This is a genomic window from Streptomyces sp. UF-297, from assembly GCF_058245575.1.
In genome coordinates, this window is the sequence record NZ_JBSIBZ010000001.1 from 36,075 (window position 1) to 62,372 (window position 26,298).

Consider the following 26,298-nt stretch of genomic DNA (forward strand, 5'->3'; position numbering starts at 1 on the left):
GGAGAGGCGCAGGCGTGCAGCACAACACCATGACCGTTGCTGGGGAGATAGTCCATTACTGGGTGTGTGAACGCCCGGAAGACCTGCGGGAGTTTCGGCGCTGGGTTGTGACCGTGGCCGAGTCGGGTATCCCGGTGGGCTCCGACTCGGAGACGACGGGGCTCGACTGGTACGCGTCTGACTTTCGGGTGCGGCTGTGGCAGTTCGGGACGGCCCGCCACTCGTGGGTTGTGCCGGTCGAGTTGGGCCCGGCATTCGCGGAAGCGGTCGCGTGGGCGCTGCGGACGCTGCCGAACCTCGTCTATCAGAACGGCACGTATGACGCGCTGGTTGCGGACCGGCATCTTGGCGTGGACCTTGACGACCACATGCGGCGCATGACGGACACGCGCATCTATGCCCATCTGATCGACAGTCGGCAGGACTTCGAGGGCGGCGTTGGCTTGTCGCTCAAGCCGCTTGCGGCGCACTACGTAGACCCGAGCGTCGAGGACCCGCAACGCGCACTCCAGGCGGAGTTCCGGAAGGCGGGCGGCAACAAGTCGACGGGGTGGGCCCTGATCGACTTGTTCAACCCGGAGTTCCTGCGGTACGCCGCACTTGATCCGGTGCTCTGTGTCCGGCTGCTGCCGAGGCTGCAAGAGCGGTTCGAGCAGGAGGGCGGGCGTGCGGCCCTGGTTCCGTATGAGCACGACCTTGCGCGAGTCTGCGCGAAGATCCAGCGGCGCGGGATGCTCATTGACCCGACGTACACGGCGGGTCTCGTCGGCGCTCTGGCGGAGGATCAGGCGAAGTACGAGGCGATAGCCGCGCGATACGGGGTCGAGTCGGTCAACTCCCCGAAGCAGGTAGCCGAGGCGCTGGTTGGGATGGGGGAGACCCTGACGGACCGGACGGCCGGGGGAGCGCTGGCGGTCGGCAAGGAAGTGCTCTTGCCGATGGCGGACATGGGTACCGACTGGGCGCGTCTCGACATGCGCACCCCTAACCCGCTGGCTGACGCCGTGTTGCGGGCGAAGCGTGCGGGCAAGTGGTCGACGTCGTACGCACAGGCCATGTTGGCGAACCGTGACAGTGACGACCGGGTGCACCCCGGCCTCAACCCTCTTGGGGCGCAGACCGGCCGCGCGTCGGTGAGTAACCCGCCGTTGCAGCAACTCCCCTCCAAGGGTTGGACGATCCGGCGGTGTGTCGTGGCGGAGCCGGGTCACGTGTACTGGTCTGTTGACCAAGCTGCCGTTGAGCTGCGCGTGTTGGCGGCTCTCTCGGGTGAGCGCCGGATGATCGACGCCATTGCGGCCGGGAAGGATCTCCACTCGTTCGCGGCGGAAATGATGTTCGGGGCCGAGTTCACCAAGCCGCAGCGAACGTTGGCGAAGATCGCGGGACTTGGCACCGCCTACCAGGGCGGAGCGGCGACGCTGGCCAAGCAGACCGGACAGCCGGAAGAGGTCATGCGGGACACGCTGACCCGGTACGGGCGGGCGTTCCCCGGCATTAAGCGGTGGGCTCGGAAGATGCAGCGCGAGGCGTTGGCCGACCGGTGCGTGTTGACGACGGTTACCGGCCGGAGGCTGCACCTGGACCGTGACCGGCTGTACAAGGTCGTTGCGTACGCCTGCCAGTCGACGGCGCGGGACACGATGGGTCGCGCGCTGATCGAGATGGACGAGAAGGGGCTAACTCCCTACCTCACGGGCTGGATTCATGACGAGGTGGTTGGCACGGCCCCGGCGGACGAGGCGGCGGACGTGGCCCGCGAGGTCGCGGGCGTGATGCGCATGGATCTGCTCGGCGTCCCGCTGGACACCGATTCGGAGGTCTACGGACCGAGCTGGGCAGATGGCTACGGCCTGCCGGATGAGATGAAGTACCGACCCTAGGAGGTGACCGGGCGTGGCGGTGAAGACGTGCCCCGATTGCAAGGACGTGTTGCCGCTCGCCCGGTTTCCCCGGCACGCGAGGAGCGCGGACGGCCGTGCGGCCCGCTGCCGCGTCTGTGCGGCTGTGAGGCGGCGGAGTACCCGCGACCCCGCGAAAGAGCGTGAGCGGCGCTTGTGGCGCGCTTACGGCATCACGGGGGAGGAGTACCGGGCGATGGGCTCGGCGCAGCGTTGGCGCTGCCTCGTCTGCGGGGAGCGGGCCCCGAAGGGGGTTCGGCTCGTGGTGGACCATGACCACGTCACCGGCTACGTCCGTGGCCTATTGCACTCGGAGTGCAACGCGGCGCTCGGTTTGCTCGGCGACGATCCGGCGGTCATGGAGCGTGCGGCCCGGTATCTGTCACGGGCTGTAGATCTCCGGTCACAGATCCACTAGGCGGGGGCCGTCATACCGGAGGATGACTTTTCGGTGTGACGGCCCCCACTGTCGGACCAGCGTTGGAATTCCAACGCTGCTAGGTAACGGCCGGGAACGTCGCAGGTCAGCGACGTCATACCAGAGGATGACGCCGGTCAGACCGTCGCGGTACTTAGGCCCGGCTTACGTAACGATGGCTTGCGATCTTGGTTCGGCCGAACGTAGGAATGACCTCGTCAGCCGGACGGCCGACACATATTCCACAGAGCGAGGGGAGGATTTGCGGTGCACATCCGACACAGCCGCAGTTCTTCCGTGACGGCGCGAGCACGCACCGTTACCACCCTCTGTGTCCTGCGGCGTAGGGCGTACGGCTCGATCTCGGTAGCCGAGATGCGCAGCTTTGAGCGCGCCATGGGCCTTACCCCCGGTGCCATCGTGAGCGGCGTGGTTGCCGACGCGGAGCGCGTCGCGCGACTGTCGCGAGCCTCCGCGCTGGCCGCCGTTACCTTCCTGCTCCGCGCCATCGTGCGCCGTGCCCGCGCGGCTGCGGCCCTCGTGGCTGCCGCACAGCGTGGACGAACCGAGGGCGCATCGTTCGCCCGCACGTCCTCCCCGGACCCTGCCGCCTCGTAGCGCGCAGGGTCTCTTTCTGTAAAGCCCCTGTGCCCGCGTAGGCGCAGGGGCCATTTCGTCATGCCCCCGCCCGGCCAACCCGCCGATCGGGGGCTTTGACCTGCCCTCTTACGGGGCGCTTCTGCCTGCCCTTTCGGCCGCTCGGCCGGGTGTACCCCCACCCCCACTCAACACCCCCGAGCCCCCCGAACAAGGAGCAGAAGCACATGAACGCCACCGTCACCAACCGCATGATCGTCGCCGCGCAGACCGGCGAGAGCGACGATTACGCGGCACTGCTCGCCGACCTGGAGGCGGCCACGGGCCGGACGCACACGCGGCGGCTGGTGGAGTCGGACACGCAGGGCGTTGCGGCCGAGGCCATCATGGGCGCGCTCGACGGCGCGGCCCACGCGATTGCCTGGGACCGGGTGTTCAAGGCCCCCGGCCAGGACGAGACGCGCGAGGAGCTGTTGCAGTCGGCCCGCGCGGCCGTGTGGTCGGCCGTGACGACGTGGGACGTCGAGGCGGAGAACACCGCCGAGTTCACCTCGTACGCGATCCAGACGGCCAAGCTCGACGCACAGGCCGCCATGTTCGCCGAGGCCGCCCCCGGCGTGGCCGTGGACGCTGCGGCCCGCTACGCGGGGGCCCTGCGCCGGAACGGCGGGGACCACGATTCCGCCGTGGCCGAGATGACCACGCTTGAGGACACCAAGCGGCGCATGTCGCCGGACTACGCGGAGCAGATCCGCGCGGCCTTCGAGGGCCCGGCGTACATCAACGCCGGTGGCGACACGGAGCGTTCGGCGTCGCTGCTCGACGCGGCCGACGAGTCCACCCCGGACAAGTGGGCTGAGCGACAGGGCGAGTTGCAGCCGTCGCTTCGCTTCAACCCGCTTGAGATATCCCGCGACGCGGTCAAGGTCCGTGGCATATCCACGACCGGCAAGGGTGCCCAGAAGGGCGAGAAGGCCCGCGACCGCGCGACGGACGGCCGGGCCTACGCGGTGAGCGTCCGCAAGGTCGGCGAGCCGTACGAGCGTCCCGACTCGGTCGGCGAGTTCGTCAAGGCCGCCCCGCTCGGCCAGGGCAAGGGCAACGGCTGGAAGGAGAACGGCGCGGTGATCGACCGCGACGCCGAGGCCGACACGCACGCCCGGTACGTGGGCGCGGCGCAGGTGAAGGCGGCGCAGATCCTCGCCCTGTTCACCCCGGCGGAGCGCGCCGTTGTCGAGGCTGCGGCGGGCGTTGACGGCGGCTTCACGGCGGCCGGGCGCGTGTCTGCGGCCAAGGTCGCCGAGGCCACGGGCAAGGCACAGAACACGGTGAAGAAGACGGCGCAGCGCATCAACAAGCGGCTCGACGCAGCGCGCGCCAACGGCGAGATCTGACAGACCAGTTACGAGCGAGGAGAGACAACCATGGCAGCTACCCGACGAGTTCGACGCGACCGCCCGGCGGTCAAGCACCAGCCCCGCACGGCGCACGACTGGACGGCCCCGAAGGGGGACCACGTCCCCGATGTGCTGGCCGGTCTCGTGAGGGAGGCGGAGAAGTGATCCGGTACCAGACGGCCGAGGACGCGGCCCTTGCTGGCCTCTCCGTTCTCGACGGCCCCACCTGGGACGAGCCGACCGGCGACCCGTACGAGGACGACGACAACGACCTTTTCGACTGCCACAACTAACCACGACTGAGGAGAGACAGACATGGCGATTCGTGAGACGCGCGAGACGAAGGCAATTCAGACGGTGGACCGGGGTGCGGTCGTCGTCGTGATGACGGACAAGGAGCCGGGCGCGATCCGCGTACGGGCGGAGTGCGAGCGAGGAGGCGCGCGACTGACGGCGGGGCAGGCGCGCGAACTCTCGGCCCTGCTGCTGCGGTACGCCGACGAGGCAACCAAGCTCACGGCGCAGGAGGCCATATCGCGGCACCTCCGCGAGGCGCAGACGACTGCCCCTCGTTTCCCCCGATTCTGATCAGGAGCAAGACCCATGGAATACAAGTGCGTTGAGAACCCCGCCGACACGCTGATGGTGCGTCAGGATGAGGGCAACACCGTACGATTCACGATCGCCGAGGCGGGGGAGACCCCGCGACTCGTCTACCTCGGGGCGGCCGACGTCTCCACGCTGGCCAAGCAGCTTGACCGCTGGTCGCCCCCGGCGGCCCCCTCGTTCGAGGAGGCCCGCGAGAATGCGCGTGCGGCGTTCAACGGCGAGTGCCCGCCGAGGGGTTGCGCTGTGGACGGCTTCGGTCGTTCGCAGTGTCCCGGCGGCGTGTGCCCCGAGGATGCACCGAAGCAGACCGAAACGCTTGACGATGCACTGAACGAGACGGAAGGGGAGTCCGTGGGTAAGCACGCTAAGCCGGTCGAGGAGCCCAAGCCGGAGCCGGTGACGTTCGGGGATGCAATGCTTCCGCAGCCTGGAACCTTCGACCTTGAGCGCGCGTACATCCGCGCGTGCGAACTCCTCAAGCAGACCGGACGCCCGTTCACGCACGGGGCCGCTATCGAGCTGGCCCGCTATCTGGCCGGGGAAGAGGTGCGGGCGAACGTCGCGTGATTGAGCACCGTTGGAATTCCAACGGTGCTACGCTCTGCGCATCGGTACGACGGAAGAGAGGGTGACCCGGTGGCCAAGAGGATTTACCGCGCTGTGAGCAGTTCCGGAAATGTGCAGACGCGGCAGACGGAACGCGAATACGAGGCGGCCGTGGAAGTCCTGTCGGTCGAGCCGACCGGGGAGGAGAAGGTTTGGCGCGGCGAATCGTTCGAGTACCCGAAGTACCGTACGGCCGTCCGCCACAATCCCCCCGCCGGGTGGCGCGAGGCTGAGAAGCTGGCCCGCGCGGAACGCGTGAGGTTGGCGGCCGAGTGGACCGGGGAGACGTCGCAGTTCGTTGTGACGAACGGCTACGAGGAGTCGGGCGCTGTCTTCTGGGAGGTTCGACGCATCGGTATGCGGTACGCCGACGAGTGGTTCATCCTGTCGTTCCACAGCACGTACGAGCTGGCCGAGAAGGCGGGTCGGACGTTCGCGAACCGGTGGGCGAACTCACCGATTCGCCCCAAGGTGGACGTCGTACCGGCCGAACTAGACGAGTAGGAACGCCGCAGGTCAGGGCCCGTTTCCCTTCGGGGGAGCGGGCCCTTTCTGTGTTCCCGTGTGGCTCACGTCACGGGAGCAGCGTTGGAATTCCAACGCTGGTGTGTGTCAGTGTGTGGTCACGCCGAACGACGGCGACGAACGAACGGAGAGATCAACATGAACGTCACCACCACCCGCAACCTGGCCGCCGAGATCATCGACGCGGCGGGCATGACCTGGGCCCCCGGCAAGGTCGCTCCGGAGGGTGGCTACATGGTGAGCGCGTACGGCGCGGAGATGGTCATTCCGCTGGACTACTTCGGCGCGTCGGATGTGGCGCTGTTCATGATGGAGCACGGGGCCCGCGTGGCGGGCGACGGGCGCGCGTACTTCGGTGCCTGGGTGGACGGCGGCGACGTGTACCTTGACGTCTCGTACAACGTCCAGGACTGTTCGGAAGCGGTCGCGATGGGCCACCTTGAGCGTCAGCTTGCGATCTTCGATGTGGCGGCCGGTGAGGTCATCGACCTGCGCTGACCGAGTGGACGGCTTTGGTCGTGCCCCTGCGGGGGCGCGGCCATGGCTGGCCAGTCAGACAGTGAAAGCACGACAGAGCAGAGCAGACCATGAACCTTGAAGACGATTTCCGGCGCGTCGCTGCGTCGGGTGAGCTGGCAGCGTGGCGGCGGGCGCAGGGTGCGACCGTCACGGCGTGGCTAGACCGGTACGCGGCGGACAACTCGACCAGCGCGCGGCACGCCAAGAATGCGTTCGTGAACAAGTTGCGGCGCGGTGACCTGCACGTAATCCGGGGTCGAGTTTTGACCCCGCAGTAATTCCGAGCGGCGTTGGAATTCCAACGGTGCTCCATTTGGCCCCCTCCTGGGTAATCCGGGAGGGGGCCTTTTTCGTTTCTGCACCCGCCCGTACGAGTGGCGGGGGATGCTGTTTCGCATGGTCGCGATCGAGACCCGGCTAGAGGGGTCCCACGATACGGGCAACAACTGGTTCGTTTTCTGGGCGACCCCGGAGGGTGTGCCGGTCATTGAGGTTGCGGAGTTCGATACGTCGGAGCAGCTACGCATTTACCTGGGTGTGGTCGAGGGGCAAGCGCGTATGCGGCTGCCGTTGCTGAACTGGCGTGCGTCCCTCCCGACTGACTTCCGCCTCGTGTGTCATCGGCTCGACACGGGGGCGCTGGTGGCTTTCTGGTGGTGCTGGCGTGGGCCGTCGGGGGAGTACGTGCGCACGCCGCTGGTGTGGGTGGCTGACCCGTTGTAGCTCGTCAGTTCGATTGAAGGCAGGAGGCGAGGCCGTGAGCGGCCCTGTGTGGCCCGAGCGTGAGCCGGGTGGACCTAGGAGGCCGGGGCGGGCCCGTAGGGCGTGGGAGAGGCTGTCACGGCCCGTGCGGTGGGTGCTGGGGGTCGTGGCCCTGCTCGTGTTCGTCGTGTGGCTGCTGTTCGTGGCCGCGTTCCTGGAATTCGTGGCCGAGGGGTGCGGGGGGAGTGGCTGCCCGGTCTTCAATCCGTGGGCGAAGTAAGGGAGTTATACGGAACGTGATCTTCCGGTTACGCTATTCGCCGGCCTCGGGTGGGAACGCCAACGGCCCCCGACATTCCCCCAGTTGAGGGAAGGCGTCGAGGGCCGTGGTTGGCCGCCTGGCGGCCGACGAGGGGCTAGTGGGGCTAGGCCGCGATGTGGCCGACGAAGGCCGCCCACGCGTCCGGTGAGGCCGTCACGGTCGGGCTGTCGGACAGCTTGGAGTCACGCACGGGGACGACGTGAGGGAGGTTGGTTGCCACCTTCACGCACTGGCCCTGTCCGTTGCTGCTGTACGACGACGTGCGGAACTCGGCCCCGGTCAGGTCGTGCTCTGTCTTGCTCATCTTGATCATGTCCTCCATGGCGCTGCGGATTCGGTCCGCTGACTTGTTGAGGCTGAGGGCCCGCGTCTGGACGTGATCGTAAATCAGCCCGTACTCGGCTACCCGCCCCGAGTCTTCCACGAGTTGCCCCAGGGTGAAGCCTTCCAGGTACGCGACGTTCGGCCCGTCCGGCAGGGCCAGGAGCGCGAGGAGCCCGCCGAGGGCGGCGTGGGCCCCGATGCCGGAGGGCACGACCTGGACGACGACGGGGCCGTTACCGGCGACCGTGGACAGTCCGAGGATGTGCCCGAGCTGGCGCGCCATCACTGCGGGCCCGCCGACTGGCCGGGTCAATACGGCCTCGTCCAGGAGGTACCAGAGCGGCGGCGGTTCCTCGCGGTGCAAGATCTCTTGCCGGTCGAGTCGCTTCCTGACGGCGTGTTCGATCCTCTCCGGTGTGCTGCGGATCATGCCCTCTGCGAGTAGGGCCCGCATGTACTCCTCGGTCTGGAGGATGCCCGGCACGACCGTTGCCGCGTACTCCCTGAGCCCGACGGCCCGGCCCTCAAACTCGCGGTACCGGGCGAACCAGTCGGGCACGGCCGGGATGCTGTGCATCCACTCCCACATGCGCTCGAAGAACCCGGGCTTGGGGGGAGTGTGCTGGGTCGCCGGGTCCTTCAACCCCCGGTCAAGGTCGCGGGCGTTGTCGAGGGTGGGCGGGATAAGCGCCTTTTCGATCTGCGAGACGCGGCTAGGCGACATGCGTGCTTCGGTCGCTAGCTTGTTCTGCTTCCAGCCAAGTAACTCCCGGCGGATGACCAGTTCTTCACCGAAGAAGTGCGCAGGTGTTCGGAGCGTGGGGGGTTCGTCGGTCGCCAACGTGCAGTCACCGCCCTTTAATTCGCGGTCTTAATGGTCCTGACCAGCTCAACGTACCGGCGCGCCCCGTTGACTGGGGTACACACGGAGAAACACCCGACAGGGCGAGAGAAACGCGCGGAGGCGGGACGGATGAGCAGCGACGACCAGCACGCGGCAGCCACCGACGAGCAGCCGGAGTACCGGGCAGACGACAAGGGCAAGATCGGCGAAGTCCTGGACCACGTGTCGGGCAAGGTGTGTCTCCGACCGCCCGGCGGTGGGGTGGAGTTCTGGCGCGACCCCGACGAGCTGCGCCCGCTGGACGACTCGGAGAAGGCCCGCGTACTGATGCTGACGACCCCGGTCGGGTCGTCGCGATGAGTGCCCCCGTTGAGGGCGTGGTGGTCACGGCCGACGACTCGCCGTTAGAGCCCGTCGGCGTTCCTGAGTGCACCCCCTGTCAGGCGTGGTCGGCGGTGCGCACGGTCAACCGGCTGCGGAGCCCGTCGCGGGTCGCGCTGGCGAACGGGATGATCCGCGAGCACCCGGCCCACACGGCCATGCCGCGCGAGATACCGGGCGGCACCAAGTGAGCCGGGTATTCATCGCGACGGCGTCCGCGCTGCGCGTCGAGCCGGGCCACCTGGTGCTCGACGGCGGGGAGTTCCGGCGCGTGGCCGGGACCGTGGACATCATCAGCGGCCGGGAGGCCAAGCCATGCGTCGAGATCGTGTGGGAGGGGGACGACTGGCCCCCGCTCGTTCGCTGGGTGGCGGAGAAGGTGATCATTCGCCACGCCGACCCGGGGTTGATCAGCGGCCCCAACCGACCGCATCGGGTGGGCGGCGTGCGCGGCACCGTGAGGGCCCGCGACATGCCCGCAGCGCTAGCCGGTTGAACGCCGTGGCCGTGACCGTGGTCGGCGTCCTGGGCGTCGTCGTCATGAGCCTGGCGGTGTTCCGGTGAAGCGCGTTGGACTTCGGCTGTACTCCCTCGTATGGCGCGTGGGGGAGTTCGCCGCCTGGGCCGTCGTCGGGTACGTCCTGACCGCCCACACCTAGACACCTGCCGCCCGCGTCGTGATGTGAGGTCCAACGCGGGCGGCGGGGCTCAACTCCCCTCTCCTAGTGGTGCCCTGCTTGGACGGTCGGGCCGCTGGGGGAGGGGGCTAGCGTCCGCTCCGGTGATCACCCTTGGTCGAGTGCGCCGGGGCGGGCTTCAACTCCCCTTCTAGGTAAGGGCTCCGGGACTTTGGTCCCGAGGCCGGCGAGGCCGAAAGTCCCGTCGCTAGAAGAGGGGCGCAAGACCCCCGCACCGGGGGGCTCAGTGGGGACTCAGATCCCCGGTGCGGGGCCCAACTCACCCATAGTCGCAGGGAGTAGCGATGACCGCTGCCTTAAACCCTCTGAAGTTCGCATGGTTGGAGGTCACGGGGCTCTGCAACGAGTTCTGTGATCACTGCTACGCGGACAGCGGCCCCAAGGGGACGCACGGCACGATGACCGTTCAGGACTGGGTGCACGTGCTCGACCAGCTCGCCGACATCGGCGCGCTCGACGTCCAGTTCATCGGCGGGGAGCCGACGTTGTACCCGCACCTGCCGGAGCTGATCGAGCACGCGCACGGGCGCGGGCTGGGCATCGAGGTGTTCTCGAACCTGACCCACATCCGCGAACCGCTGTGGGAGACGTTCAAGGCCCACGGGGTCAAGCTGGCCACGTCGTACTACTCCGACGAGGCCGCCGAGCACGACGACGTGACCCGCCTCCGGGGCTCCCACAGGAAGACCCGCACCAACATCAAGAAGGCGCTCGACCTGGGTATCCCGCTGCGCGGCGGCGTCGTCACCGTGCGGCCGGAGCAGCGGGCCCGCGAGGGGCTGCAAGACCTGATCGACCTTGGCGTTCCGCAGGTCGGCGGGGACCGTACGCGGGCGTTCGGCCGGGCCAGTCAGGGGGCCGCTCCGACCATCGCGGACTTGTGCGGGCACTGCGCCCACGAGAAGTGCGCCATAGGCCCGGACGGCGGCGTCTGGCCGTGCGTGCTGGGGCGCTTCCTGACCCTGGGGAACGTGCTCCAGACCCCGCTGGCGGAGATCTGGGGCGGGGAGCAGATGACCGCCGTAGCGGCCGACATCGCGGCCGTACACGGGCCGGGGGCGGCAGCGTGCACCCCGCCGCAGTTCCTCCCCATGTGCGGCCCCTGCGGGCCCTGCGTCCCGTCCGTGGGGCACTGCGACCCGAAGGAGGCCGAGGCCGCAATGGCGGCGGCTACGATCGGCGCACCCGCCTAACCCGGCTGAGATCACCAGGGAGAGCACAGATGCATGATCACGGCGACGACTTCGGCCCCTGGGGCATGGAGGGCAACCACAGCGCCGTACAGCGGACCGAGGAGGAGTGGGCCACGATCGCCCGGTACGTCCGGCACGCGGCCAACAAGCTCGGTCCGGATCTTCCGCTGTGCCTCCCCGGCGAGCCTCAGCAGTGCGGGCGGCCCGCTCAGCAGCATGTCTTGGCGTGGTCGGCTTACCTCAAGGCGGCGGCCCATCACCTGATCGAGCAGGCGACGCCGAGCCAGGAGAGGGGCGCGCACGCGGTCGGCCCCCTGTACCAGCGTCGGCTAGCTGAGCTGCGCGAGCAGAGCGCCCGCGTCTGAAAGCCCCGCGCTGTCGGCCTCCCCGGCGGCGCGGACCGAGCGCCCAACCCCCCTTCCGGGCGCACGGATCGGCCCCGGTTGGCCTCCGATTCCGGTTCCCCCCGGACGGCCGACCGGGGCCTTTCGTATGCTCCGGGGCATGGGTTACCGGATCAGCTACACGTACGCGTTCACGGCGGCTCCAGAGGCCGGAGAAGGCGAGGGGGTGGCCGAGAGTGAGACCGACGTCCGTAACGCGCTCACGCGGGCGCTCGTGGCCCATCTGGAGGGCATCGCCGACGAGGACGCGCGGGCGGCGGCCACGGTGGATCTGCTGCCCCCGCTGGCCCGGTTCGTGACGGACGCGGAGCGGACGTTGAAGCGGGGCAAGACGACGTCGTACAACCACCCTGACGCGTGGGTCCAGTTGCACCCGGTTGAGTGGTCGGAGCCCGAGCCGGAACCGCTGATCAAGGGGACGAGCAGCGAGCGGCATTGGGGGACGATCCTCCGGGCGGCGCAGGGCCGCAACAGTGGGCAGGCCGTGGGCCACATGACGACGCTTCGGGCTATGGCCCGGTACGGGTACCTGGAGGAGCACACGCACCCCAAGGACGGACGTGCGTACTTCTTCCTGTCGGCGGACGGCTGGGACGCCTAGCCTGTCGTCATGGAGCGCGAATTCAAGATCAATGACACCCCGTTCACGGCCTGGCTGTTAGGTGAGGCCCGGTCGGCGGGGTGGGACGTGGACGGCGACGAGGAGGCCAGGAACACCCTGCGTCTGACGGCGGCGCTGATCCGCACGAGCGGCGTGGCCGTGGTGGACGTCGAGAAGCTGGCCCGTGCGGTCGGCGTGACCGTCGCGGAGATCGAGGAGGCGGCGCGCGAGGAGCTGACGGCGAACGAGGCACAGGCGCGGCTGTTCGAGGGGCCCGGAATGGCGGAGCTGGACGAGCACCTAGACGGCGTCGCGTGGCCGAAGGGCGACGACCAGAAAGACGGCTGACAGGGGGCGGGTCGAGCCCCTACCGTGGTCATTGCGTGGGCTGGTGTAGTTCGGAAACGCGGCCCCTTGGCCGGTCGCGAACGGCCGGGGCTCTCCTCCTGATAAGCCAGTCTCGCACCCCCGTCCGGGACGCTGGGCGGGGGCTTTTTTCTGCATTTACGCAGGTCAGGCCGTGCCTCCGGGTGTGGTTAGCGCTCCCACTGGGTCCACTCGCGCACCCGCCGCTCGGACAGCGCGATACGGCGCCCGCCCAGCCGGTGCGCCTCGATGGTGCGCCCGGCGTCCACGGTCTCGGCGAGCACGGCGGAGACCGCCGCGTACCCCGCGGCCTCGCTGCGGTAGGCGCTCGGCGCCCGCTTGAAGTACCAGCGGCAGCCGACGATCAGCACCGGCAGCGCGACCACTACGGACAGCGCCAGCGGCGGCGCGGTCACCGTGAGCCCGCCCAGCAGCAGCGCGATCCACACCACGCCGATGGACAGCTGCGGCACGGCCTCGCGCATCGCGTTGGAGAGCCGGTCGATGTCGGTGGTGATACGGGAGAGCAGATCGCCGGTGCCGGCCCGCTCCAGGACGCCCGGCGGCAGCGCGACCGACCGTACGAGGAAGTCCTCGCGCAGATCGGCCAGCATCCGCTCGCCGAGCATCGCCCCGCGAAGCCGTACGAGCCGTACGAACACCGTCTGGATGGCGAGGGCCAGCGCGAACAGGCCGATGGTGTACTCCAGGTGGAGCTCGCGGGCGCCGTCCGACAGGTCCTGGACCAGCCCGCCCAGCAGGTACGGGCCGACCATGGAGGCGACGACCGCGACGGCGTTGACGGTGACCAGCAGGGTGAAGGCCTTGCGGTGGCGGCGGATCAGCCCGCCCACGTAGGTGCGTACGGTCGCGGGCGAGCCGACCGGCAGGGTCGTCGCGGTCTGCGGGGCGTCCGGATCGTGCTCCGGCGGCGCCAGGCCGATCATGCGGTCTCCTCGATCTGGTCGTGCGCGGTGGTCCGGGCACGGTCGTGTGCGCTGCCGCGCTCGGGTCCCTGCGCGACCTTGGCGTGTTCGATGGGGGTGTCCTCGGCGGGGTCGGCCTCGCGGGTGACCACGGCGCGGTATCCGGCGTCGGTGCGCAGCAGTTCGCGGTGCGTGCCCACCGCTGTGACCCGCCCCTCGGTGAGGAGGGCCACCCGGTCGGCGCGGTCCAGCAGCAGCGGACTGGAGGTGAGCAGCACCGTCGTACGGCCCGCCCGGATCTCCCGCAGCCCGTCCCCGATGCGGGCCTCGGTGTGCGAGTCGACCGCGCTGGTCGGCTCGTCCAGCACCAGCACCTCGGGGTCGGTGACCAGGGAGCGGGCCAGTGCCAGACGCTGGCGCTGGCCGCCGGAGAGCGACCTGCCGCGCTCGGTGATGGGGCTGCGCATCGGGTCGCCGGTCTCGTCGACGGAGGCCTGGGCCAGCGCGGTGAGCACATCCCCGCACTGGGCCGCCGCCAGTGCCCGGTCGGCGTCCACGCTCCCGCCGCAGGGCACGTCCAGGAGTTCGCGCAGGGTGCCCGAGAGCAGGACGGGGTCCTTGTCCTGGACGAGTACGGCACCGCGGGCCGCGTCGCGCGGCACATCGTCCAGGGCGGTGCCGCCCAGCAGGACGGAGGCGGCGGCTTCCTCGGTGTCGGCGGGGTGACCGCCGAGCCGGGCGGCCAGGCGCCCGGCCAGGTCCGGGTCGCCGCAGACCACGGCCGTCAACGTGCCCTGCGGTACGCGCAGTTCGCTCACCGGGTCGTACAGGTCGCCGCGCAGCGCGCCAAAGGTCTCCAGCCGTCCGCCCGCAGGCCGGCTCAGCGCGAGCACCCGGGCGGCGCGCTTGGCCGAGGGCCGGGAGAAGGAGTACGCCATGGCGATCTCCTCGAAGTGCCGCAGCGGGTAGAGGAGGAAGGCCACCGCGCTGTAGATCGTGACCAGTTCGCCGACCGTGATCCGCCCGTCCAGGGCCAGTTCGGCGCCGTACCAGACCACCGCGATCAGCAGCAGGCCCGGCAGCACCACCTGCACCGCGGAGATCAGCGACCACATGCGGGCGCTGCGTACCGCGGCCCGCCTCACGTCCTGGGAGGCGCGGCGGTAGCGGCCCAGGAACAGCTCCTCGCCGCCGATGCCGCGCAGCACCCGCAGCCCGGCGACCGTGTCCGAGGCCAGCTCGGTGGCGTAACCGGCCTTCTCGCGCTGCTCGTCGGCGCGCCGGGTCGCGGGCGGCAGCAGCGGCAGGACGGCCAGCGCCAGTACGGGGACGCCGATGGCCACCACGCCGCCCAGCGCGGGCTGGTAGACCACCAGGGCCACGCACACGCCGACGGAGGTCAGGGCCGCGGCGCCGAAGCGCGAGACGGCCTCGACGAACCAGCCGATCTTCTCCAGGTCGCCGGTGCTCACGGCGACGACCTCGCCGGCCGCCACCCGCCGGGTCAGCGCCGAGCCCAGCTCGGTGGTCTTGCGGGCGAGCAGTTGCTGGAGCCGGGCCACCGAGACGATCCAGTTGGTGACGGCCGCGCGGTGGAGCATGGTGTCGCCGAGGGAGACGAGTATGCCCAGCAGCACCATCAGGCCACCGGCGAGCGCCAGTCGGCCACCGGAGCGGTCGACGACGGCCTGTACGGCGACGCCCACCGGGAGCGGGAAGGCCGCCACGGCGCCGGTGTGCACCAGGCCCCACACCAGGGCCTTGGCCTGGCCGCCGAGCTGTCTGCGGTACAGCCACAGCAGGAGTTTGCCGCCGGAGCGGACGTCCGGAACGCCCGGGTCGGCGTGCGGAAGGTCGCGGATCTGCATGACGTCCCAGGGGGTCGGTCGGAAGGTGGGGGTTCAGGAGGCGGGCAGGGCTCGGTGGGGGACTGGGGTCGGAAGGCGGGCAGGGCTCGGAAGGGGGCGGGGTTCGGGAGGCGGGCAGGGCGAAGCGGCCGCACGGAAAGCGGGGAGGGGCGGCGAGTCGAAGGCTCTGGAAGGTTGGCGCGCCGAGGGGGGCCAGTTCAAACGGTTTTCCGCCGGGCGCGGGGGAACCGGCCAGGATCGCCCGGACTGGCCGGACTTGCCCGCTGGGTCGGCCGGGGGCGGTGTCACCATGGAGGCCATGCGCATATCGGGTCCTGCGGTGCGGATGGCGGCGACGGTCGCGGCGGCTCTGCTCGCTGTGGCGGGCTGCGGGAGCGGCGGCGGTGGTGAGGACGGCGGGCAGAAGGGCCACGGTGCCGGGGCACCAGCGCGTACGCACCCCTTCGACCGGCTGCCGGACGTGGGACCACGGCTCGGCGCGCAGATCCCCGAGGACTCCCGCCAGGTGGTGACCGTTCGCGGCGAGGGCGTGAACTCCCCGGCAGCCGTGGTGACGTGGTATCAGCGAAACGCCAAGGGGTGGGAGAGGAAAGCCAGTTGGTCCGGGCACAACGGCAGGAACGGCTGGAGTGCCGACCACCGCGAGAACGACTTGCGCACCCCCGTGGGCGTGTTCACCCTCTCCGACGCGGGTGGGGTGCTGCCCGACCCCGGTGCCCGGCTCCCGTACACCCACTCGCGGGCCTTCACCCCGCCCCCGTACTGGCCCGCCTACACCCGCCACGACTTCGACTACGTGATCGCGATCGACTACAACCGCCTGCGCGGCACCTCACCGCTGGATCCGACGCGGCCCCGCGGGCAGTCCAGGGGCGGCGGGATCTGGCTGCATCCGGACCACGGGCGCGGCACCTCGGGCTGTGTGAGCGTCCCCAAGCCGGCGATGGCCCACCTGCTGCGCGGCCTGGATCCGGCGCAGCACCCGGTGGTGGTCATGGGGGACCGGGCCGACCTGGCGGCCTGACCGCACAGGGCAGGGGCCGGGCCCCTGCCCTCGCGCGCCGTGTCAGGTGGTCGGCTTGGGCGAGTCCACCCCGGGTCGGGTCTTCTTCCACAGCCCGCGGGTGAAGTCGGGGATCTCCTGCGGGGCGCCCTTGGCCTTGATCGAGGCGTGGCTCAGCGGCACCGGCGCCGACCAGGTCGCCGCGTCGTACACGTCGAAGTCCGGTACGAGCCCCAGCCGCATCGTCTGGATCAGCCGGAAGACCATGATGTAGTCCATGCCGCCGTGGCCGCCGGGCGGGTTGGAGTGCTCCTTCCACAGCCAGTGGTCCCAGTCGGCGTAGCGGTTGAAGTCGCCCCACTCGTCGTTGGTGTGGTCCGGCTCGATGTAGATCCGCGGCGGGTAGTCCTCGAAGACGCCCTTGGTGCCGCCGATGCTGTTGATGCGGCTGTAGGGGTGCGGGGTGGACACGTCGTGCTCCAGGCGCAGCACCCGTCCCTTGGCGGTCTGGATGAGGCTGAAGGTGCGGTCGCTCTCGATGTAGGACTCCTTCCAGCTCGGGTCGCCCGGCGGCATGTGCGCCGCGCGGTACTCGGCGAGGCCGAGCGCCGGGGTGCCGAAGCTGGAGATCCGCAGGACCCGGTCGCCGCGGTTGACGTCCATGTAGTTGGCGATCGGTCCGTACCCGTGGGTGGGGTACAGGTCGCCGCGCAGCCGGGTGTGCCACAGGCGGCGCCAGGGGCCTTCGTAGTAGGTGGGGTCGAACATCAGCTGGCGCAGGTCGTGGTTGTACGCGCCCGCCGCGTGCAGCAGATCGCCGAACAGGCCCGCGTGCGCCATCCGCAGCACCCGCATCTCGTTCCTGCCGTAACAGCAGTTCTCCAGCTGCATACAGTGCCGTCGGGTGCGCTCGGAGAGGTCGACCAGCTCCCACAGCTGGTCCAGGCGCATGGCCATCGGGCACTCCACGCCCACGTGCTTGCCGTTGTGCAGCGCGGACTTGCACATGTCCACGTGCCAGTCCCAGGGCGTGGCGATGTAGACCAGGTCGATGTCGCCGCGCTTGCACAGGTTCTCGAAGTCGTGGTCGCCCTTGGTGTAGACGGCGGGCGCGGGATGGCCCGCGTCGGTCACCACCTTCACGGCCCTGGCCGCCTTCTCCTTGACCGGGTCGCACACGGCCACCACGCGCACGCCCGGAACGGCCAGGTACAGCGGCAGCATGCCCATGCCGCGGTTGCCCAGGCCGATGATGCCGACCCGCACCGTACTGCGTCTTTCGAACGGTACGCCGATCATGGTCTTGCCCTTGCGGGCGGGCTCGGCGGCCGCGGTGCGGGGGGAGTTGGGGGAGGCGGCGGCGCTGCCCGCCCCGAGCCCGCCCAGCCCGAGCCCGGCCCCCGCGGCCCCGGCGCCCCACAGAACCGAGCGCCGGCTGGGCCCGGCCTCCTCGCGCCCGTTTTTCTCTCCGGACTGTTGATGCTGGTGCGGTGTCTCGTTCATCGGTCCTCCACGAGAGCGTTGGTGCGCGTCGGATGCGTGAACCTCGGGAAGGACCTTGTCGGTTGGGAAGCGCGGGGCACAAGAGTGCCGAATGGACTCTTCGCGCGGAAGCATGGACTTCCGCACGGCTTTCCGGCCAGACACCCCCGCCACGGGGGGCGGAGAACGGCACTGCACAATATGTTCGGGCCGCCCGCGCCGGGCGGCCCGTGTCCGTCCGTTCAGGCCCTGCCCGGGAGAAACTCATGCACCGCGACCCGTCCTGGGATCCGCTGCCCGTTCGCGGCACCACCCGGCTGACGTGTCAGTTCCTGCTCACCACGGTGTATGCGCCGGTGCACTGGGCCGTGTGCACGGTGCTCTCGCTGGCGCTGGTGGCCCTCGGCTTCGTCCTCGAACTGATCAGCTGGATACCCGGCGTGGAGGCGGGGTACATGAAGCTGTTCGACGTGGTGTTCGCGGTCTTCCCCTGGTGGCCCCGCTGGTTCGTCACCCTGCCCGAGCTCCGCCACGAAGGGGATGCGGCCTTCTACCAGGCGCGGGTCGAGAAGGCGCTCGCCCGGTGGTCGGACAAGTGGAAGGACCCGCACACGGACATCCCGCTGCGCAAGTACCGTGCGCTGGGCGCCGGTTATGTGGCGCAGCGAGCGGGCGAGTACGGCTGGAAGCTGCGGGAAGCGGCACGGCAGAAGCCGTTGACCGAGCTGAAGCTGAGCCGTATCGCGCCGGTGCCGGCGTCCTCGTAGCTCGCTCTGCGATCGGCTCCTTAGCGTCCTTCCGGGGCGGCCTTTTACGGCCGGGTGGCGCGCTCCAGGGCCATTAGCGCCGAGTGGTAGCCCCGGCCGCCCGTGGCGTGGTCCATGCCGACCTCGCACATGCGGTTCGCCGAGAGGTGGGCGTCGAAGTGGCGGGCGGTCACCTCTGCGGATTCCTTGGCCGTTGCCGATTCCGTGAGTTCTTTGTGCAGCATGCCGCGGTCGCCGGCGAAGGCGCAGCAGCCCGCGTCCTGGGGGACGACCACTTCTTGTGCGCACGCCTCGGCCACGGTGCGCAGCTGCGCCTCGTCGCCCAAGTGCCGCATGGAGCAGGTGGGGTGGAGGACGGCGGAGCCGATCCTGTGGTGGACGGTCAGGTGCGGGAGCAGTTCCTCGGCCGCCCAGACGACGGAGTCCACGACGGTCAGTTCGGCGTGCAGGGCGCGGTTGTCCTCGGTCAGATACGGTACGACCTCGTGCGCGATGCCCAGGGTGCACGAGGAGGCGTCCACCACCAGCGGCAGCCGCCCGCCCGCCGTCCAGCCCCAGGCCGCCTCGACGATGCGGTTGGCCATCACGGCGTTGCCCGCCTCGTACCCCTTGGAGTGCCAGATCGTGGCGCAGCAGGTGCCCGCCACGTCGCCGGGGATCCACACCGGCTTTCCGGCGCGTGCGCCGAGTGCGACGACCGCCTCGGGCAGCGAGGGCCCCTCGTACCCGTCGGGACCGCCGAAGATGCGGTTGACGCAGGCGGGGTAGTAGACGGCGACGGCGCGGGTCTTGTCGGTGGCGGGCAGGGTGCGGGCCGCGGCGCCGGGGATCTGCGGCAGCCACTCGGGTACGAGGTCGGGGCGTACGGCCTTGCGGGCGGCGCCCGTGACCGACTGCAGCAGCCGGTCCCCGATCCGGTCGGCGGCGGCCACCGCCAGGCGGGCCGCGGCCTCCACCGCCTTGAAGTGCCGGGCGGTCAGCGCGGCCGCCCGCTCCTCGCGGGCGGAGTGCCGGCGGTGCCGGAAGTCCTTCATCAGCGCGCCGGTGTCGATGCCCACCGGGCAGGCCAGCTTGCAGGTCGCGTCGCCCGCGCAGGTGTCGATCGCGTCGTAGCCGTAGGAGTCCAGCAGCTCGTCGGTGACCGGCGAGGAGGGGGCCTGGCGCATCATCTCGCGGCGCAGCACGATGCGTTGGCGCGGCGTGGTCGTCACGTCCTGGCTGGGGCAGGTCGGTTCGCAGAAGCCGCACTCGATGCAGGGGTCGGCGACCGCCTCCACCTCGGGGATGGTCTTCAGGCCGCGCAGATGGGCCTCGGGGTCGCGGTCCAGCACGATGCGCGGGGCGAGGATGCCGTGCGGGTCGATGACCTCCTTGATCCGCCACATCAACTCCGTTGCCCGCGGCCCCCATTCGCGCTCCAGGAACGGGGCGATATTGCGGCCCGTGGCGTGCTCGGCCTTGAGCGATCCGTCGAAGCGCTCGACGGTGAGGGTGCAGAACTCCTCCATGAAGGCGGCGTAGCGGGCCACGTCCGCCGGTTCGGCGGCGTTGAAGGCCAGCAGGAAGTGGAGGTTGCCGTGGGCGGCGTGGCCGGCCACCGCCGCGTCGAAGCCGTGCCGGCTCTGGAGCTCCAGCAGCGCGGCGCAGGCATCCGCCAGCCGGGACGGCGGCACGGCGAAGTCCTCGGTGATCAGCGTGGTGCCGGAGGGCCGGGACCCGCCGACGGCCGTCACGAAGGCCTTACGGGCCTTCCAGTACCCGGCGATGGCGGCCGCGTCCCGGGTGAAGGCGTTGGTGACGGAGGCGACCGGCGCCACCAGGTCCAGCCCTTCCAGCACCCGCGCCGCGGCCTCTTCGTACGCCGCCTGCCGTGCCTCGTCGGGCGCGCGGAACTCCACCAGCAGCGCGGTGGTCTCCTTGGGCAGCCGGGCCCAGTCGGCGGGCACCCCGCTCACGCGCACCGAGGCCCGCAGCGTGTTGCCGTCCATCAGCTCCACCGCCAGTGCGCCCGCGTCGTTGAACGCGGGGACGGCGGCGGCCGCGGCCCGCAGCGAGGGGAAGAACAGCAGCGCGGTGGAGGTGCGGCGGTCCAGCGGCAGGGTGTCGAAGACGGTCTCGGCGATGAAGCCGAGGGTGCCCTCGGAGCCGACCATCAGCCCGCGCAGGATCTCCACGGGCGTCGAGCTGTCCAGGAAGGCGTCCAGGCGGTAGCCGTTGGTGTTCTTGATCTCGTACTTGGTGCGGATCCTGGCCACCAGCTCCGGCTCCGACTCGATCTCCGCCTTGATCGCCAGCAGGCCGTGGCACAGCGCGGGTTCGGCGTGTTCGAGCTCCAGGTCGGCGGCAGGGTCTGCGGTGTCGACCAGCGTGCCGGACGGCAGGACGAAGGTCAGTGAGGACAGGGTGCGATACGAGTTGCGGGTGGTGCCCGCTGTCATGCCCGAGGCGTTGTTGGCGACCACCCCGCCCAGGGTGCAGGCGATGGCGCTGGCCGGGTCGGGGCCCAGCACCCGCCCGTGCCGGGCGAGGGCGGCATTGGCCCGCAGCACCGTCGTCCCCGGCCCGATGCGGGCCCGTGCTCCCTCGTCCAGCACCTCGACGCCCGCCCAGTGGCGGCGCACATCGACCAGGATGTCCTCGCCCTGGGCCTGGCCGTTGAGGGAGGTGCCCGCCGCGCGCAGGACGACCTCGCGGCCCTTGCCGTGCGCGTAGGAGAAGACCGCGGAGATGTCGTCGACGTCCTCGGCGAGGACCACGACCTGGGGTACGAAGCGGTACGGGCTGGCGTCGGAGGCGTAGCGCACCAGGTCCGAGATCTTGTGCAGCACCTTCTTCGGGCCCAGCAGCGCCACCAGGTCGCCGCGCAGCGGCTCGGGGGTGCCGCTCGCCTGCCGGTCGCGCACCCGGTCGGGCGCGGGCCCCTCGGTCCTGGCGGGCCGCAGTGCGGACGGCTTGGGCTCCAGCAGGGGCATGGCGGCTCTCCTTAAGGAAAGGATTCCTCGGGTCTGCTCAGCAGCGCGGCCCCGGCCCGTCGACCAGGGTGGCCAGCAGCCCGCCGAGCACCTCGCGCTGCTCGGCGGTCAATGGAGCCAGGATGTCCTCCGCCGCCGCCCGGCGCGCGCTGCGCAGCTTGCGGAGTGTCGAGCGGCCGGTTTCGGTGAGTTCGATCCGGACCACCCGGCGGTTGGCGGGATCCGGTACGCGGCGTACCGCGCCGTGCGCCTCCAGCCCGTCGACCAGCGTCGTCACGGCCCTGGGGACGACTTCGAGGCGCTCGGCGAGGTCGGCCATCCGCGGCGGGGCGGCGTCGTAGTGGGCCACCACGCGCAGCAGGCGGGACTGGGCGGGGGTGATGGCGAGCGGCTCCAGATGGTGTTTCTGAGCGCGGTGCATGCGCCGGGTCAGCCGTACCAGCTGCTCGGCGAGGTTGGTGTCCGTACCGGTCGGATCGGGGGAGGGCATGTCCGGAGGGTATCAGGACCAGATTCATTGTGAGCATAGGTAACAATGAGCTATGCTCTGCGAGTCTCGCTCGCCGTACTGGAAGTCTCCGAGCCGCCACCGCCCTCCCACTCCCGAAGGAGCCCATGCACCGCGACGAACCGCAGTGGACCCCACCGCCCAAGGACCAGCGAGAGCCGGCCCAGGTGCGGCGCATCCTCACCCTCTTCCGCCCCTACCGCGCCCGGCTGGCCCTGGTCGGCCTGCTCGTGGCCGCCTCCTCGCTGGTGGGGGTCGCCTCGCCCTTCCTCCTGCGCGAGATCCTCGATGTCGCCATCCCCGACCGGCGCACCGGCCTGCTGACCCTGCTCGCCGTCGGCATGATCGCCACCGCGGTGATGAGCAGCGTCTTCGGCGTCCTGCAGACGCTGATCTCCACCACCGTCGGCCAGCGCGTCATGCACGATCTGCGCACCGCCGTCTACGCCAAGCTCCAGCGCATGCCGCTGGCCTTCTTCACCCGCACCCGCACCGGCGAGGTGCAGTCCCGCATCGCCAACGACATCGGCGGCATGCAGGCCACCGTCACCTCCACGGCCACCTCCCTGGTCTCCAACCTCACCTCCGTCGTCGCCACCGTCGTCGCCATGCTGGCCCTGGACTGGCGCCTGACCCTGGTCTCGCTCCTGCTGCTGCCGCTGTTCGTGTGGATCAGCCGCCGGGTCGGCAACGAGCGCAAGAGGATCACCACGCAGCGGCAGAAGCAGATGGCCGCGATGTCCGCGATGGTCACCGAATCCCTGTCCGTCTCCGGCATCCTGCTCGGCCGCACCATGGGCCGCGCCGACTCCCTCACCAAGAACTTCGCCACCGAGTCCGAGCGCCTGGTCGGCCTGGAGGTCCGCGCCAGCATGGCGGGCCGCTGGCGGATGGCCACCATCGGCATCGTCATGGCCGCCATGCCCGCCCTGATCTACTGGTCGGCCGGAATGGTCCTCCAGTTCGGCGGCCCCGCCTTCTCCCTGGGCACCCTGGTCGCCTTCGTCACCCTCCAGCAGGGCCTGCTGCGGCCCACCGTCTCCCTGCTGTCCACCGGCGTGCAGATGCAGACCTCGCTGGCCCTGTTCCAGCGCATCTTCGAATACCTCGACCTGCCGGTGGCCATCACCGAACCCGACCGCCCCGTACGCCTTGCGGCACCGCGCGGCGAGATCCGCTTCGAGAAGGTCGACTTCTCCTACGAGCCGGACGCGGCCGGCATACCGCCCACCCTCAGCGGCATCGACCTCACCGTCCCGGCCGGCACCAGCCTGGCGGTCGTCGGCGCGACCGGCAGCGGCAAGAGCACCCTGAGCTATCTGGTGCCCCGCCTCTACGACGTCACCGGCGGCCGGGTCACCCTGGACGGCACCGACGTACGTGACCTGGACTTCGACACCCTCGCCCGCAGCGTCGGCGTCGTCTCGCAGGAGACCTACCTCTTCCACGCCTCGGTCGCCGACAACCTCCGCTTCGCCAAGCCCGACGCCGACGACGAGGAGATCGAGCGCGCCGCCCGCGCCGCCCAGATCCACGATCACATCGTGTCCCTCCCCGACGGCTACGACACCCTGGTCGGCGAGCGCGGCTACCGCTTCTCCGGCGGCGAGAAACAGCGCCTGGCCCTCGCCCGCACCATCCTGCGCGACCCGCCCGTACTCGTCCTGGACGAGGCCACCAGCGCCCTGGACACCCGCACCGAACACGCCGTCCAGCAAGCCATCGACGCCCTCTCCAAGGGCCGCACCACCATCACCATCGCCCACCGCCTCTCCACCGTCCGCGACGCCGACCAGATCGTCGTCCTCGACCACGGCCGCATCACCGAACGCGGCACCCACGACCAACTCCTGTCCACCGACGGCCGGTACGCGGATCTGGTGCGCCGCGACGGCCAACTGGCCGAAGCGCCCGTGCCGTAGAGTCCGCCCCATGACCGCGTACGACGCTCTGCCGCTCTTCGAACTCGCCTTCCCCGGGCCGCTGCGCGACCAGCTCGTCGCCGCGGTGCTCCGTGGGGAGAAGACCTCCACGACCGGGCTGGTGGCCGACTACGAGCAGGCGGGGGACCCGCTGCCCGTGGTCGGGCAGCGGTCCGCGATGGTCGACTCGGCCGGGCGGCGGGTGGCCGTCGTCGAGGTGACCGAGGTGCGGGTGGTGCGGCTGGCGGACGTCGATCTCGCCCATGCGCGGGACGAGGGGGAGGGGTACGAGAGCGTCGCGCAGTGGCGCAGCACGCACGAGGGGTTCTGGCACGGGGAGGAGATGCGGGAGGCGCTCGGCGATCCGGAGTTCACGGTCGATGACGACACGCTGGTCATCACCGAGCGCTTCCGGGTCGTCGAGCGCCTGTGAGGGCCTGCGAGGGACGCCCGCTCAGATCTGGCGCAGCGCGCCGCCGTCCACCGCCCACTCCGCGCCGGTGACCTGCCCGGCCAGCGGTGAGAGCAGATAGGCGACGATCCGGGCGACGTCCTCGGGTGCGCCGATCCGGCCGCTGGGCAGCCGGCGCTCCTCGTTGACGAAGCGCTCGACCGCCTCCTCCACCGGCACCCCGTACTGCTGGGCCAGTTGGTCGGCGAAGCCGCCGGGCGCGTCCCACAGGGCGGTCCGGGTCGGGCCCGGCGAGACCACGTTGGAGCGCACCCCGCGCGGCCCGAACTCCGCGGCCAGGGTCTTGTTCACCGACAGCAGCGCCGTCTTGGTCGCGGCGTAGTCCACCAGCGGTACGTCCGGGAAGCGCGCGGCCTCGCTGGCGATGTGCACCACGCTGCCCGCCCCGCGCTCCAGCAGCGTGGGCAGCGCGGCCCGCGTCATCCGTATCAGGGAGTGGAAGTTGAGGTCGAAGGTGGCCTTCCACTGCTCGTCGGTCACCTCCAGGAAGCCTGTCCGGGAGGTGAGCGCGCCGACGTTGTTCACCAGGCCGTCCAGCCTGCCGTACCGCTCCAGGGCGGCGGCCACGGTACGGTCCTCGGCGCCCGGCTCGGTCACATCGGCCGCGAACGGCGTCACCCGCGGTCCCAACTCCCGCAAGGAGTCCGGCTTGCGGGCCACCCCGAGCACGTTCGCCCCTTCCTCGGCGAGCAGCCGGGCGATCGCCTCGCCGATGCCCGCGGAGGCGCCGGTGACGATGAAGACCTTGTCGGTGAGCTGGAGATCCATGGCGATGTGTCCTATCCAGGGGAAGAGGGCTGTTCAGAGGGTGGTGAGGTCGATGGCCTCGGCCATCGCGCGGTAGCCGGTGTCGCCGGGGTGCTTGTCGTCGCCGCTGTTGTAGGCGGGCGCCAGTGCGTCGGTGTCATCGGGGTCCGCGAGCGCCACCGCGAAGTCGGCCACCGCGTCGAAGGCGCCCGAGGTGCGGATCCACTCGTTGACCTCCCGCCGCTTCGTCTCGGAGCGCGGCGTGTGGTACTCCGCGTTCTTGAACGGCAGGATCGTCCCGCCGATCACCCGCACCCCGGCCGCGTGCGCCCGCTCGATCAAGTCACGGTAACCCGCGATCAGTTGCGCAGACTCGTGGTCCGGGTTGGGCTTGTACGTCGGCAGGTCGATCTCGCTGAAGCCGATGTCGTTGAGGCCGACCAGGACCACCACCGAGCGCACGCCGGGCTTGTCCAGGACGTCCCGCTGGAAGCGCTCGCCGGCCCGCTCGCCGAACCACGCGGAGTCGCTCAGCAGCAGGTTCCCGCCGATCCCGGAGTTCAGTACGGCGTACGGCAGGCCCGCCTCGGCCAGCCGCCGGGCCAGCGCGTCGGAGTAGCGGGCGTCGGCGTCGATCGTCGAACCGAAGCCGTCGGTGATCGAGTCGCCGAACACCACGACCGCCTCCCGCCGTTCGGGCCCGCCCGCCAGCTCCACGTCGGACAGGAAGTACCACGAGACGCTCGTCTCGCTGAAGACGGCCGGGTCCGGGGCGTGCAACTGGTCGCCCTCGGCGCGGTAGGTGGTGGCATACCCCTGGGCGTGGAAGGTCGCGGGCCCACTCGGCGCGTCGAAGTGCAGCGTCACGCTCAGCGAGTCGAACGAGGCCGCGCTCACCTCGGCCGCGTCGCTGTAGACCTCGCCGCCCGCCGGTATCCGTACCGACTCCTCGCCCCCGAAGGTGAGCGTGCGCTCCGTCCCCTCCTCGACGGACGCGCCCTGTCCGGTACGGGCCAGGGTGGCGCCCGCCACCCGCAGCGGAGCGGTCCCGTACCGGTTGGAGAGCTTGATACGGGCCGAGGTGCCCGCCCCGGTGACCCGGACGACCTGGCGCACGGTCTGGTCCGTGAAGCCCTCCTCGGCCCAGTTCTTGTGGAACCCGGCGCTGGGGCGCTGCACCGAGGCGGACCAGCCGGCGTTCCAGACGGGGGAGTCATGCATGAC

At 70.4% G+C, this 26,298-nt stretch carries 30 protein-coding genes and 1 pseudogene; 23 read left to right on the top strand and 8 right to left on the bottom strand.

Features of this window, described 5'->3' with window-relative positions:
* The first annotated feature begins 14 nt into the window (after nucleotides 1-14).
* From AC4IJH_RS00220 to AC4IJH_RS00275, 12 genes are all read left to right on the top strand, one after another.
* Entirely contained in the window at nucleotides 15-1,883 is a 1,869-nt protein-coding gene (locus AC4IJH_RS00220; RefSeq protein ID WP_490849339.1) for a DNA polymerase, read from the top strand.
* Between the two features lie 124 nt (nucleotides 1,884-2,007).
* A complete protein-coding gene (locus AC4IJH_RS00225) occupies nucleotides 2,008-2,319 on the top strand; it encodes an endonuclease VII domain-containing protein (protein ID WP_490849699.1) in 312 nt (103 codons plus the stop codon).
* A gap of 375 nt (nucleotides 2,320-2,694) precedes the next feature.
* Nucleotides 2,695-2,937, top strand: coding sequence for a hypothetical protein (locus AC4IJH_RS00230; RefSeq protein ID WP_490849340.1), 243 nt, complete (start codon nucleotides 2,695-2,697; stop codon nucleotides 2,935-2,937).
* A 206-nt stretch (nucleotides 2,938-3,143) separates the two neighbouring features.
* Nucleotides 3,144-4,310 carry a hypothetical protein gene (locus AC4IJH_RS00235; protein ID WP_490849341.1) on the top strand — a complete coding sequence of 389 codons (1,167 nt, stop codon included), beginning with the start codon at nucleotides 3,144-3,146 and terminating at the stop codon, nucleotides 4,308-4,310.
* A gap of 30 nt (nucleotides 4,311-4,340) precedes the next feature.
* A complete protein-coding gene (locus AC4IJH_RS00240) occupies nucleotides 4,341-4,478 on the top strand; it encodes a hypothetical protein (protein WP_490849342.1) in 138 nt (45 codons plus the stop codon).
* Nucleotides 4,475-4,606, top strand: a complete 132-nt coding sequence (locus tag AC4IJH_RS00245; protein ID WP_490849343.1) for a hypothetical protein — start codon at nucleotides 4,475-4,477, stop codon at nucleotides 4,604-4,606. Before AC4IJH_RS00240 ends, AC4IJH_RS00245 begins: the two co-directional genes overlap by 4 nt.
* Nucleotides 4,607-4,628: 22 nt before the next feature.
* The gene (locus AC4IJH_RS00250) at nucleotides 4,629-4,901 is read left to right on the top strand and encodes a hypothetical protein (protein WP_490849344.1); all 273 of its coding nucleotides are present in this window, start codon (nucleotides 4,629-4,631) and stop codon (nucleotides 4,899-4,901) included.
* A gap of 15 nt (nucleotides 4,902-4,916) precedes the next feature.
* Nucleotides 4,917-5,489, top strand: coding sequence for a hypothetical protein (locus AC4IJH_RS00255; protein ID WP_490849345.1), 573 nt, complete (start codon nucleotides 4,917-4,919; stop codon nucleotides 5,487-5,489).
* 69 nt (nucleotides 5,490-5,558) lie between these two features.
* Nucleotides 5,559-6,032 (top strand): hypothetical protein, encoded by a 474-nt coding sequence (locus AC4IJH_RS00260; RefSeq protein WP_490849346.1) that lies wholly within the window; start codon nucleotides 5,559-5,561, stop codon nucleotides 6,030-6,032.
* A gap of 159 nt (nucleotides 6,033-6,191) precedes the next feature.
* Complete coding sequence (locus AC4IJH_RS00265) at nucleotides 6,192-6,551, top strand: hypothetical protein (protein ID WP_490849347.1); 360 nt, start codon at nucleotides 6,192-6,194, stop codon at nucleotides 6,549-6,551.
* A gap of 417 nt (nucleotides 6,552-6,968) precedes the next feature.
* Nucleotides 6,969-7,295 (top strand): hypothetical protein, encoded by a 327-nt coding sequence (locus tag AC4IJH_RS00270; protein ID WP_490849348.1) that lies wholly within the window; start codon nucleotides 6,969-6,971, stop codon nucleotides 7,293-7,295.
* Between the two features lie 124 nt (nucleotides 7,296-7,419).
* Nucleotides 7,420-7,554 carry a hypothetical protein gene (locus AC4IJH_RS00275; protein ID WP_490849349.1) on the top strand — a complete coding sequence of 45 codons (135 nt, stop codon included), beginning with the start codon at nucleotides 7,420-7,422 and terminating at the stop codon, nucleotides 7,552-7,554.
* Nucleotides 7,555-7,699: 145 nt separating this feature from the next.
* On the opposite strand, the gene AC4IJH_RS00280 is transcribed toward AC4IJH_RS00275, so the two are convergent.
* Nucleotides 7,700-8,761 (bottom strand): Scr1 family TA system antitoxin-like transcriptional regulator, encoded by a 1,062-nt coding sequence (locus AC4IJH_RS00280; RefSeq protein WP_490849350.1) that lies wholly within the window; start codon nucleotides 8,759-8,761, stop codon nucleotides 7,700-7,702.
* Nucleotides 8,762-8,893: 132 nt separating this feature from the next.
* On the opposite strand from AC4IJH_RS00280, the gene AC4IJH_RS00285 reads away from it, so the two are divergent.
* From AC4IJH_RS00285 to AC4IJH_RS00315, 7 genes are all read left to right on the top strand, one after another.
* A complete protein-coding gene (locus AC4IJH_RS00285) occupies nucleotides 8,894-9,124 on the top strand; it encodes a hypothetical protein (protein WP_490849351.1) in 231 nt (76 codons plus the stop codon).
* Complete coding sequence (locus AC4IJH_RS00290) at nucleotides 9,121-9,336, top strand: hypothetical protein (RefSeq protein ID WP_490849352.1); 216 nt, start codon at nucleotides 9,121-9,123, stop codon at nucleotides 9,334-9,336. The genes AC4IJH_RS00285 and AC4IJH_RS00290 overlap by 4 nt, the downstream gene beginning before the upstream one ends.
* Nucleotides 9,333-9,641, top strand: a complete 309-nt coding sequence (locus tag AC4IJH_RS00295; RefSeq protein WP_490849353.1) for a hypothetical protein — start codon at nucleotides 9,333-9,335, stop codon at nucleotides 9,639-9,641. The genes AC4IJH_RS00290 and AC4IJH_RS00295 overlap by 4 nt, the downstream gene beginning before the upstream one ends.
* Nucleotides 9,642-10,127: 486 nt before the next feature.
* Nucleotides 10,128-11,036, top strand: a complete 909-nt coding sequence (locus AC4IJH_RS00300) for a radical SAM/SPASM domain-containing protein (RefSeq protein WP_490849354.1) — start codon at nucleotides 10,128-10,130, stop codon at nucleotides 11,034-11,036.
* A 29-nt stretch (nucleotides 11,037-11,065) separates the two neighbouring features.
* Complete coding sequence (locus AC4IJH_RS00305) at nucleotides 11,066-11,401, top strand: hypothetical protein (RefSeq protein ID WP_490849355.1); 336 nt, start codon at nucleotides 11,066-11,068, stop codon at nucleotides 11,399-11,401.
* Between the two features lie 139 nt (nucleotides 11,402-11,540).
* Entirely contained in the window at nucleotides 11,541-12,041 is a 501-nt protein-coding gene (locus tag AC4IJH_RS00310; protein WP_490849356.1) for a hypothetical protein, read from the top strand.
* 9 nt (nucleotides 12,042-12,050) lie between these two features.
* A complete protein-coding gene (locus tag AC4IJH_RS00315; RefSeq protein WP_490849357.1) occupies nucleotides 12,051-12,389 on the top strand; it encodes a hypothetical protein in 339 nt (112 codons plus the stop codon).
* A gap of 191 nt (nucleotides 12,390-12,580) precedes the next feature.
* Here AC4IJH_RS00315 and AC4IJH_RS00320 read toward each other — a convergent pair.
* Together AC4IJH_RS00320 and AC4IJH_RS00325 are read right to left on the bottom strand one after the other, a co-directional pair.
* A pseudogene (locus AC4IJH_RS00320) lies at nucleotides 12,581-13,354 on the bottom strand (ABC transporter transmembrane domain-containing protein); the annotation flags it as partial.
* Nucleotides 13,351-15,201 (bottom strand): ABC transporter transmembrane domain-containing protein, encoded by a 1,851-nt coding sequence (locus AC4IJH_RS00325; protein ID WP_490849358.1) that lies wholly within the window; start codon nucleotides 15,199-15,201, stop codon nucleotides 13,351-13,353. The gene AC4IJH_RS00325 and the pseudogene AC4IJH_RS00320, both read right to left, overlap by 4 nt.
* Nucleotides 15,202-15,499: 298 nt before the next feature.
* Between AC4IJH_RS00325 and AC4IJH_RS00330 the strand changes: the two genes are divergently transcribed.
* Complete coding sequence (locus AC4IJH_RS00330; protein WP_490849359.1) at nucleotides 15,500-16,225, top strand: L,D-transpeptidase family protein; 726 nt, start codon at nucleotides 15,500-15,502, stop codon at nucleotides 16,223-16,225.
* A gap of 42 nt (nucleotides 16,226-16,267) precedes the next feature.
* On the opposite strand, the gene AC4IJH_RS00335 is transcribed toward AC4IJH_RS00330, so the two are convergent.
* Complete coding sequence (locus AC4IJH_RS00335; protein ID WP_490849360.1) at nucleotides 16,268-17,707, bottom strand: Gfo/Idh/MocA family protein; 1,440 nt, start codon at nucleotides 17,705-17,707, stop codon at nucleotides 16,268-16,270.
* A gap of 245 nt (nucleotides 17,708-17,952) precedes the next feature.
* Between AC4IJH_RS00335 and AC4IJH_RS00340 the strand changes: the two genes are divergently transcribed.
* The gene (locus AC4IJH_RS00340; protein WP_490849361.1) at nucleotides 17,953-18,453 is read left to right on the top strand and encodes a hypothetical protein; all 501 of its coding nucleotides are present in this window, start codon (nucleotides 17,953-17,955) and stop codon (nucleotides 18,451-18,453) included.
* Between the two features lie 44 nt (nucleotides 18,454-18,497).
* Here AC4IJH_RS00340 and AC4IJH_RS00345 read toward each other — a convergent pair whose 3' ends face one another.
* Both AC4IJH_RS00345 and AC4IJH_RS00350 read right to left on the bottom strand, forming a co-directional pair.
* Nucleotides 18,498-21,425 carry an FAD-binding and (Fe-S)-binding domain-containing protein gene (locus tag AC4IJH_RS00345; protein WP_490849362.1) on the bottom strand — a complete coding sequence of 976 codons (2,928 nt, stop codon included), beginning with the start codon at nucleotides 21,423-21,425 and terminating at the stop codon, nucleotides 18,498-18,500.
* A gap of 37 nt (nucleotides 21,426-21,462) precedes the next feature.
* The gene (locus AC4IJH_RS00350; RefSeq protein WP_490849363.1) at nucleotides 21,463-21,915 is read right to left on the bottom strand and encodes a MarR family winged helix-turn-helix transcriptional regulator; all 453 of its coding nucleotides are present in this window, start codon (nucleotides 21,913-21,915) and stop codon (nucleotides 21,463-21,465) included.
* 125 nt (nucleotides 21,916-22,040) lie between these two features.
* Here AC4IJH_RS00350 and AC4IJH_RS00355 point away from each other — a divergent pair, with 125 nt between their 5' ends.
* Both AC4IJH_RS00355 and AC4IJH_RS00360 read left to right on the top strand, forming a co-directional pair.
* Entirely contained in the window at nucleotides 22,041-23,855 is a 1,815-nt protein-coding gene (locus tag AC4IJH_RS00355; RefSeq protein ID WP_490849364.1) for an ABC transporter ATP-binding protein, read from the top strand.
* Between the two features lie 10 nt (nucleotides 23,856-23,865).
* Nucleotides 23,866-24,288 carry an ASCH domain-containing protein gene (locus AC4IJH_RS00360; protein ID WP_490849365.1) on the top strand — a complete coding sequence of 141 codons (423 nt, stop codon included), beginning with the start codon at nucleotides 23,866-23,868 and terminating at the stop codon, nucleotides 24,286-24,288.
* A gap of 21 nt (nucleotides 24,289-24,309) precedes the next feature.
* On the opposite strand, the gene AC4IJH_RS00365 is transcribed toward AC4IJH_RS00360, so the two are convergent.
* Nucleotides 24,310-25,095: an SDR family NAD(P)-dependent oxidoreductase gene (locus tag AC4IJH_RS00365; RefSeq protein WP_490849366.1), complete on the bottom strand. Its 786-nt coding sequence runs from the start codon at nucleotides 25,093-25,095 to the stop codon at nucleotides 24,310-24,312.
* 33 nt (nucleotides 25,096-25,128) lie between these two features.
* Nucleotides 25,129-26,295 carry an SGNH/GDSL hydrolase family protein gene (locus AC4IJH_RS00370; protein WP_490849367.1) on the bottom strand — a complete coding sequence of 389 codons (1,167 nt, stop codon included), beginning with the start codon at nucleotides 26,293-26,295 and terminating at the stop codon, nucleotides 25,129-25,131.
* Between the last annotated feature and the right edge of the window lie 3 nt (nucleotides 26,296-26,298).

Excerpts from the sequence above, each read along its gene's own strand:
- AC4IJH_RS00230 (WP_490849340.1), top strand. The coding sequence starts at position 2,695 with ATGCGCAGCTTTGAGCGCGCCATGGGCCTTACCCCCGGTGCCATCGTG.
- AC4IJH_RS00235 (WP_490849341.1), top strand. The coding sequence starts at position 3,144 with ATGAACGCCACCGTCACCAACCGCATGATCGTCGCCGCGCAGACCGGC.
- AC4IJH_RS00240 (WP_490849342.1), top strand. The coding sequence starts at position 4,341 with ATGGCAGCTACCCGACGAGTTCGACGCGACCGCCCGGCGGTCAAGCAC.
- AC4IJH_RS00250 (WP_490849344.1), top strand. The coding sequence starts at position 4,629 with ATGGCGATTCGTGAGACGCGCGAGACGAAGGCAATTCAGACGGTGGAC.
- AC4IJH_RS00255 (WP_490849345.1), top strand. The coding sequence starts at position 4,917 with ATGGAATACAAGTGCGTTGAGAACCCCGCCGACACGCTGATGGTGCGT.
- AC4IJH_RS00265 (WP_490849347.1), top strand. The coding sequence starts at position 6,192 with ATGAACGTCACCACCACCCGCAACCTGGCCGCCGAGATCATCGACGCG.
- AC4IJH_RS00270 (WP_490849348.1), top strand. The coding sequence starts at position 6,969 with ATGGTCGCGATCGAGACCCGGCTAGAGGGGTCCCACGATACGGGCAAC.
- AC4IJH_RS00285 (WP_490849351.1), top strand. The coding sequence starts at position 8,894 with ATGAGCAGCGACGACCAGCACGCGGCAGCCACCGACGAGCAGCCGGAG.
- AC4IJH_RS00290 (WP_490849352.1), top strand. The coding sequence starts at position 9,121 with ATGAGTGCCCCCGTTGAGGGCGTGGTGGTCACGGCCGACGACTCGCCG.
- AC4IJH_RS00300 (WP_490849354.1), top strand. The coding sequence starts at position 10,128 with ATGACCGCTGCCTTAAACCCTCTGAAGTTCGCATGGTTGGAGGTCACG.
- AC4IJH_RS00305 (WP_490849355.1), top strand. The coding sequence starts at position 11,066 with ATGCATGATCACGGCGACGACTTCGGCCCCTGGGGCATGGAGGGCAAC.
- AC4IJH_RS00310 (WP_490849356.1), top strand. The coding sequence starts at position 11,541 with ATGGGTTACCGGATCAGCTACACGTACGCGTTCACGGCGGCTCCAGAG.
- AC4IJH_RS00315 (WP_490849357.1), top strand. The coding sequence starts at position 12,051 with ATGGAGCGCGAATTCAAGATCAATGACACCCCGTTCACGGCCTGGCTG.
- AC4IJH_RS00325 (WP_490849358.1), bottom strand. The coding sequence starts at position 15,201 with ATGCAGATCCGCGACCTTCCGCACGCCGACCCGGGCGTTCCGGACGTC.
- AC4IJH_RS00330 (WP_490849359.1), top strand. The coding sequence starts at position 15,500 with ATGCGCATATCGGGTCCTGCGGTGCGGATGGCGGCGACGGTCGCGGCG.
- AC4IJH_RS00335 (WP_490849360.1), bottom strand. The coding sequence starts at position 17,707 with ATGAACGAGACACCGCACCAGCATCAACAGTCCGGAGAGAAAAACGGG.
- AC4IJH_RS00340 (WP_490849361.1), top strand. The coding sequence starts at position 17,953 with ATGCACCGCGACCCGTCCTGGGATCCGCTGCCCGTTCGCGGCACCACC.
- AC4IJH_RS00345 (WP_490849362.1), bottom strand. The coding sequence starts at position 21,425 with ATGCCCCTGCTGGAGCCCAAGCCGTCCGCACTGCGGCCCGCCAGGACC.
- AC4IJH_RS00350 (WP_490849363.1), bottom strand. The coding sequence starts at position 21,915 with ATGCCCTCCCCCGATCCGACCGGTACGGACACCAACCTCGCCGAGCAG.
- AC4IJH_RS00355 (WP_490849364.1), top strand. The coding sequence starts at position 22,041 with ATGCACCGCGACGAACCGCAGTGGACCCCACCGCCCAAGGACCAGCGA.
- AC4IJH_RS00360 (WP_490849365.1), top strand. The coding sequence starts at position 23,866 with ATGACCGCGTACGACGCTCTGCCGCTCTTCGAACTCGCCTTCCCCGGG.
- AC4IJH_RS00365 (WP_490849366.1), bottom strand. The coding sequence starts at position 25,095 with ATGGATCTCCAGCTCACCGACAAGGTCTTCATCGTCACCGGCGCCTCC.
- AC4IJH_RS00370 (WP_490849367.1), bottom strand. The coding sequence starts at position 26,295 with ATGCATGACTCCCCCGTCTGGAACGCCGGCTGGTCCGCCTCGGTGCAG.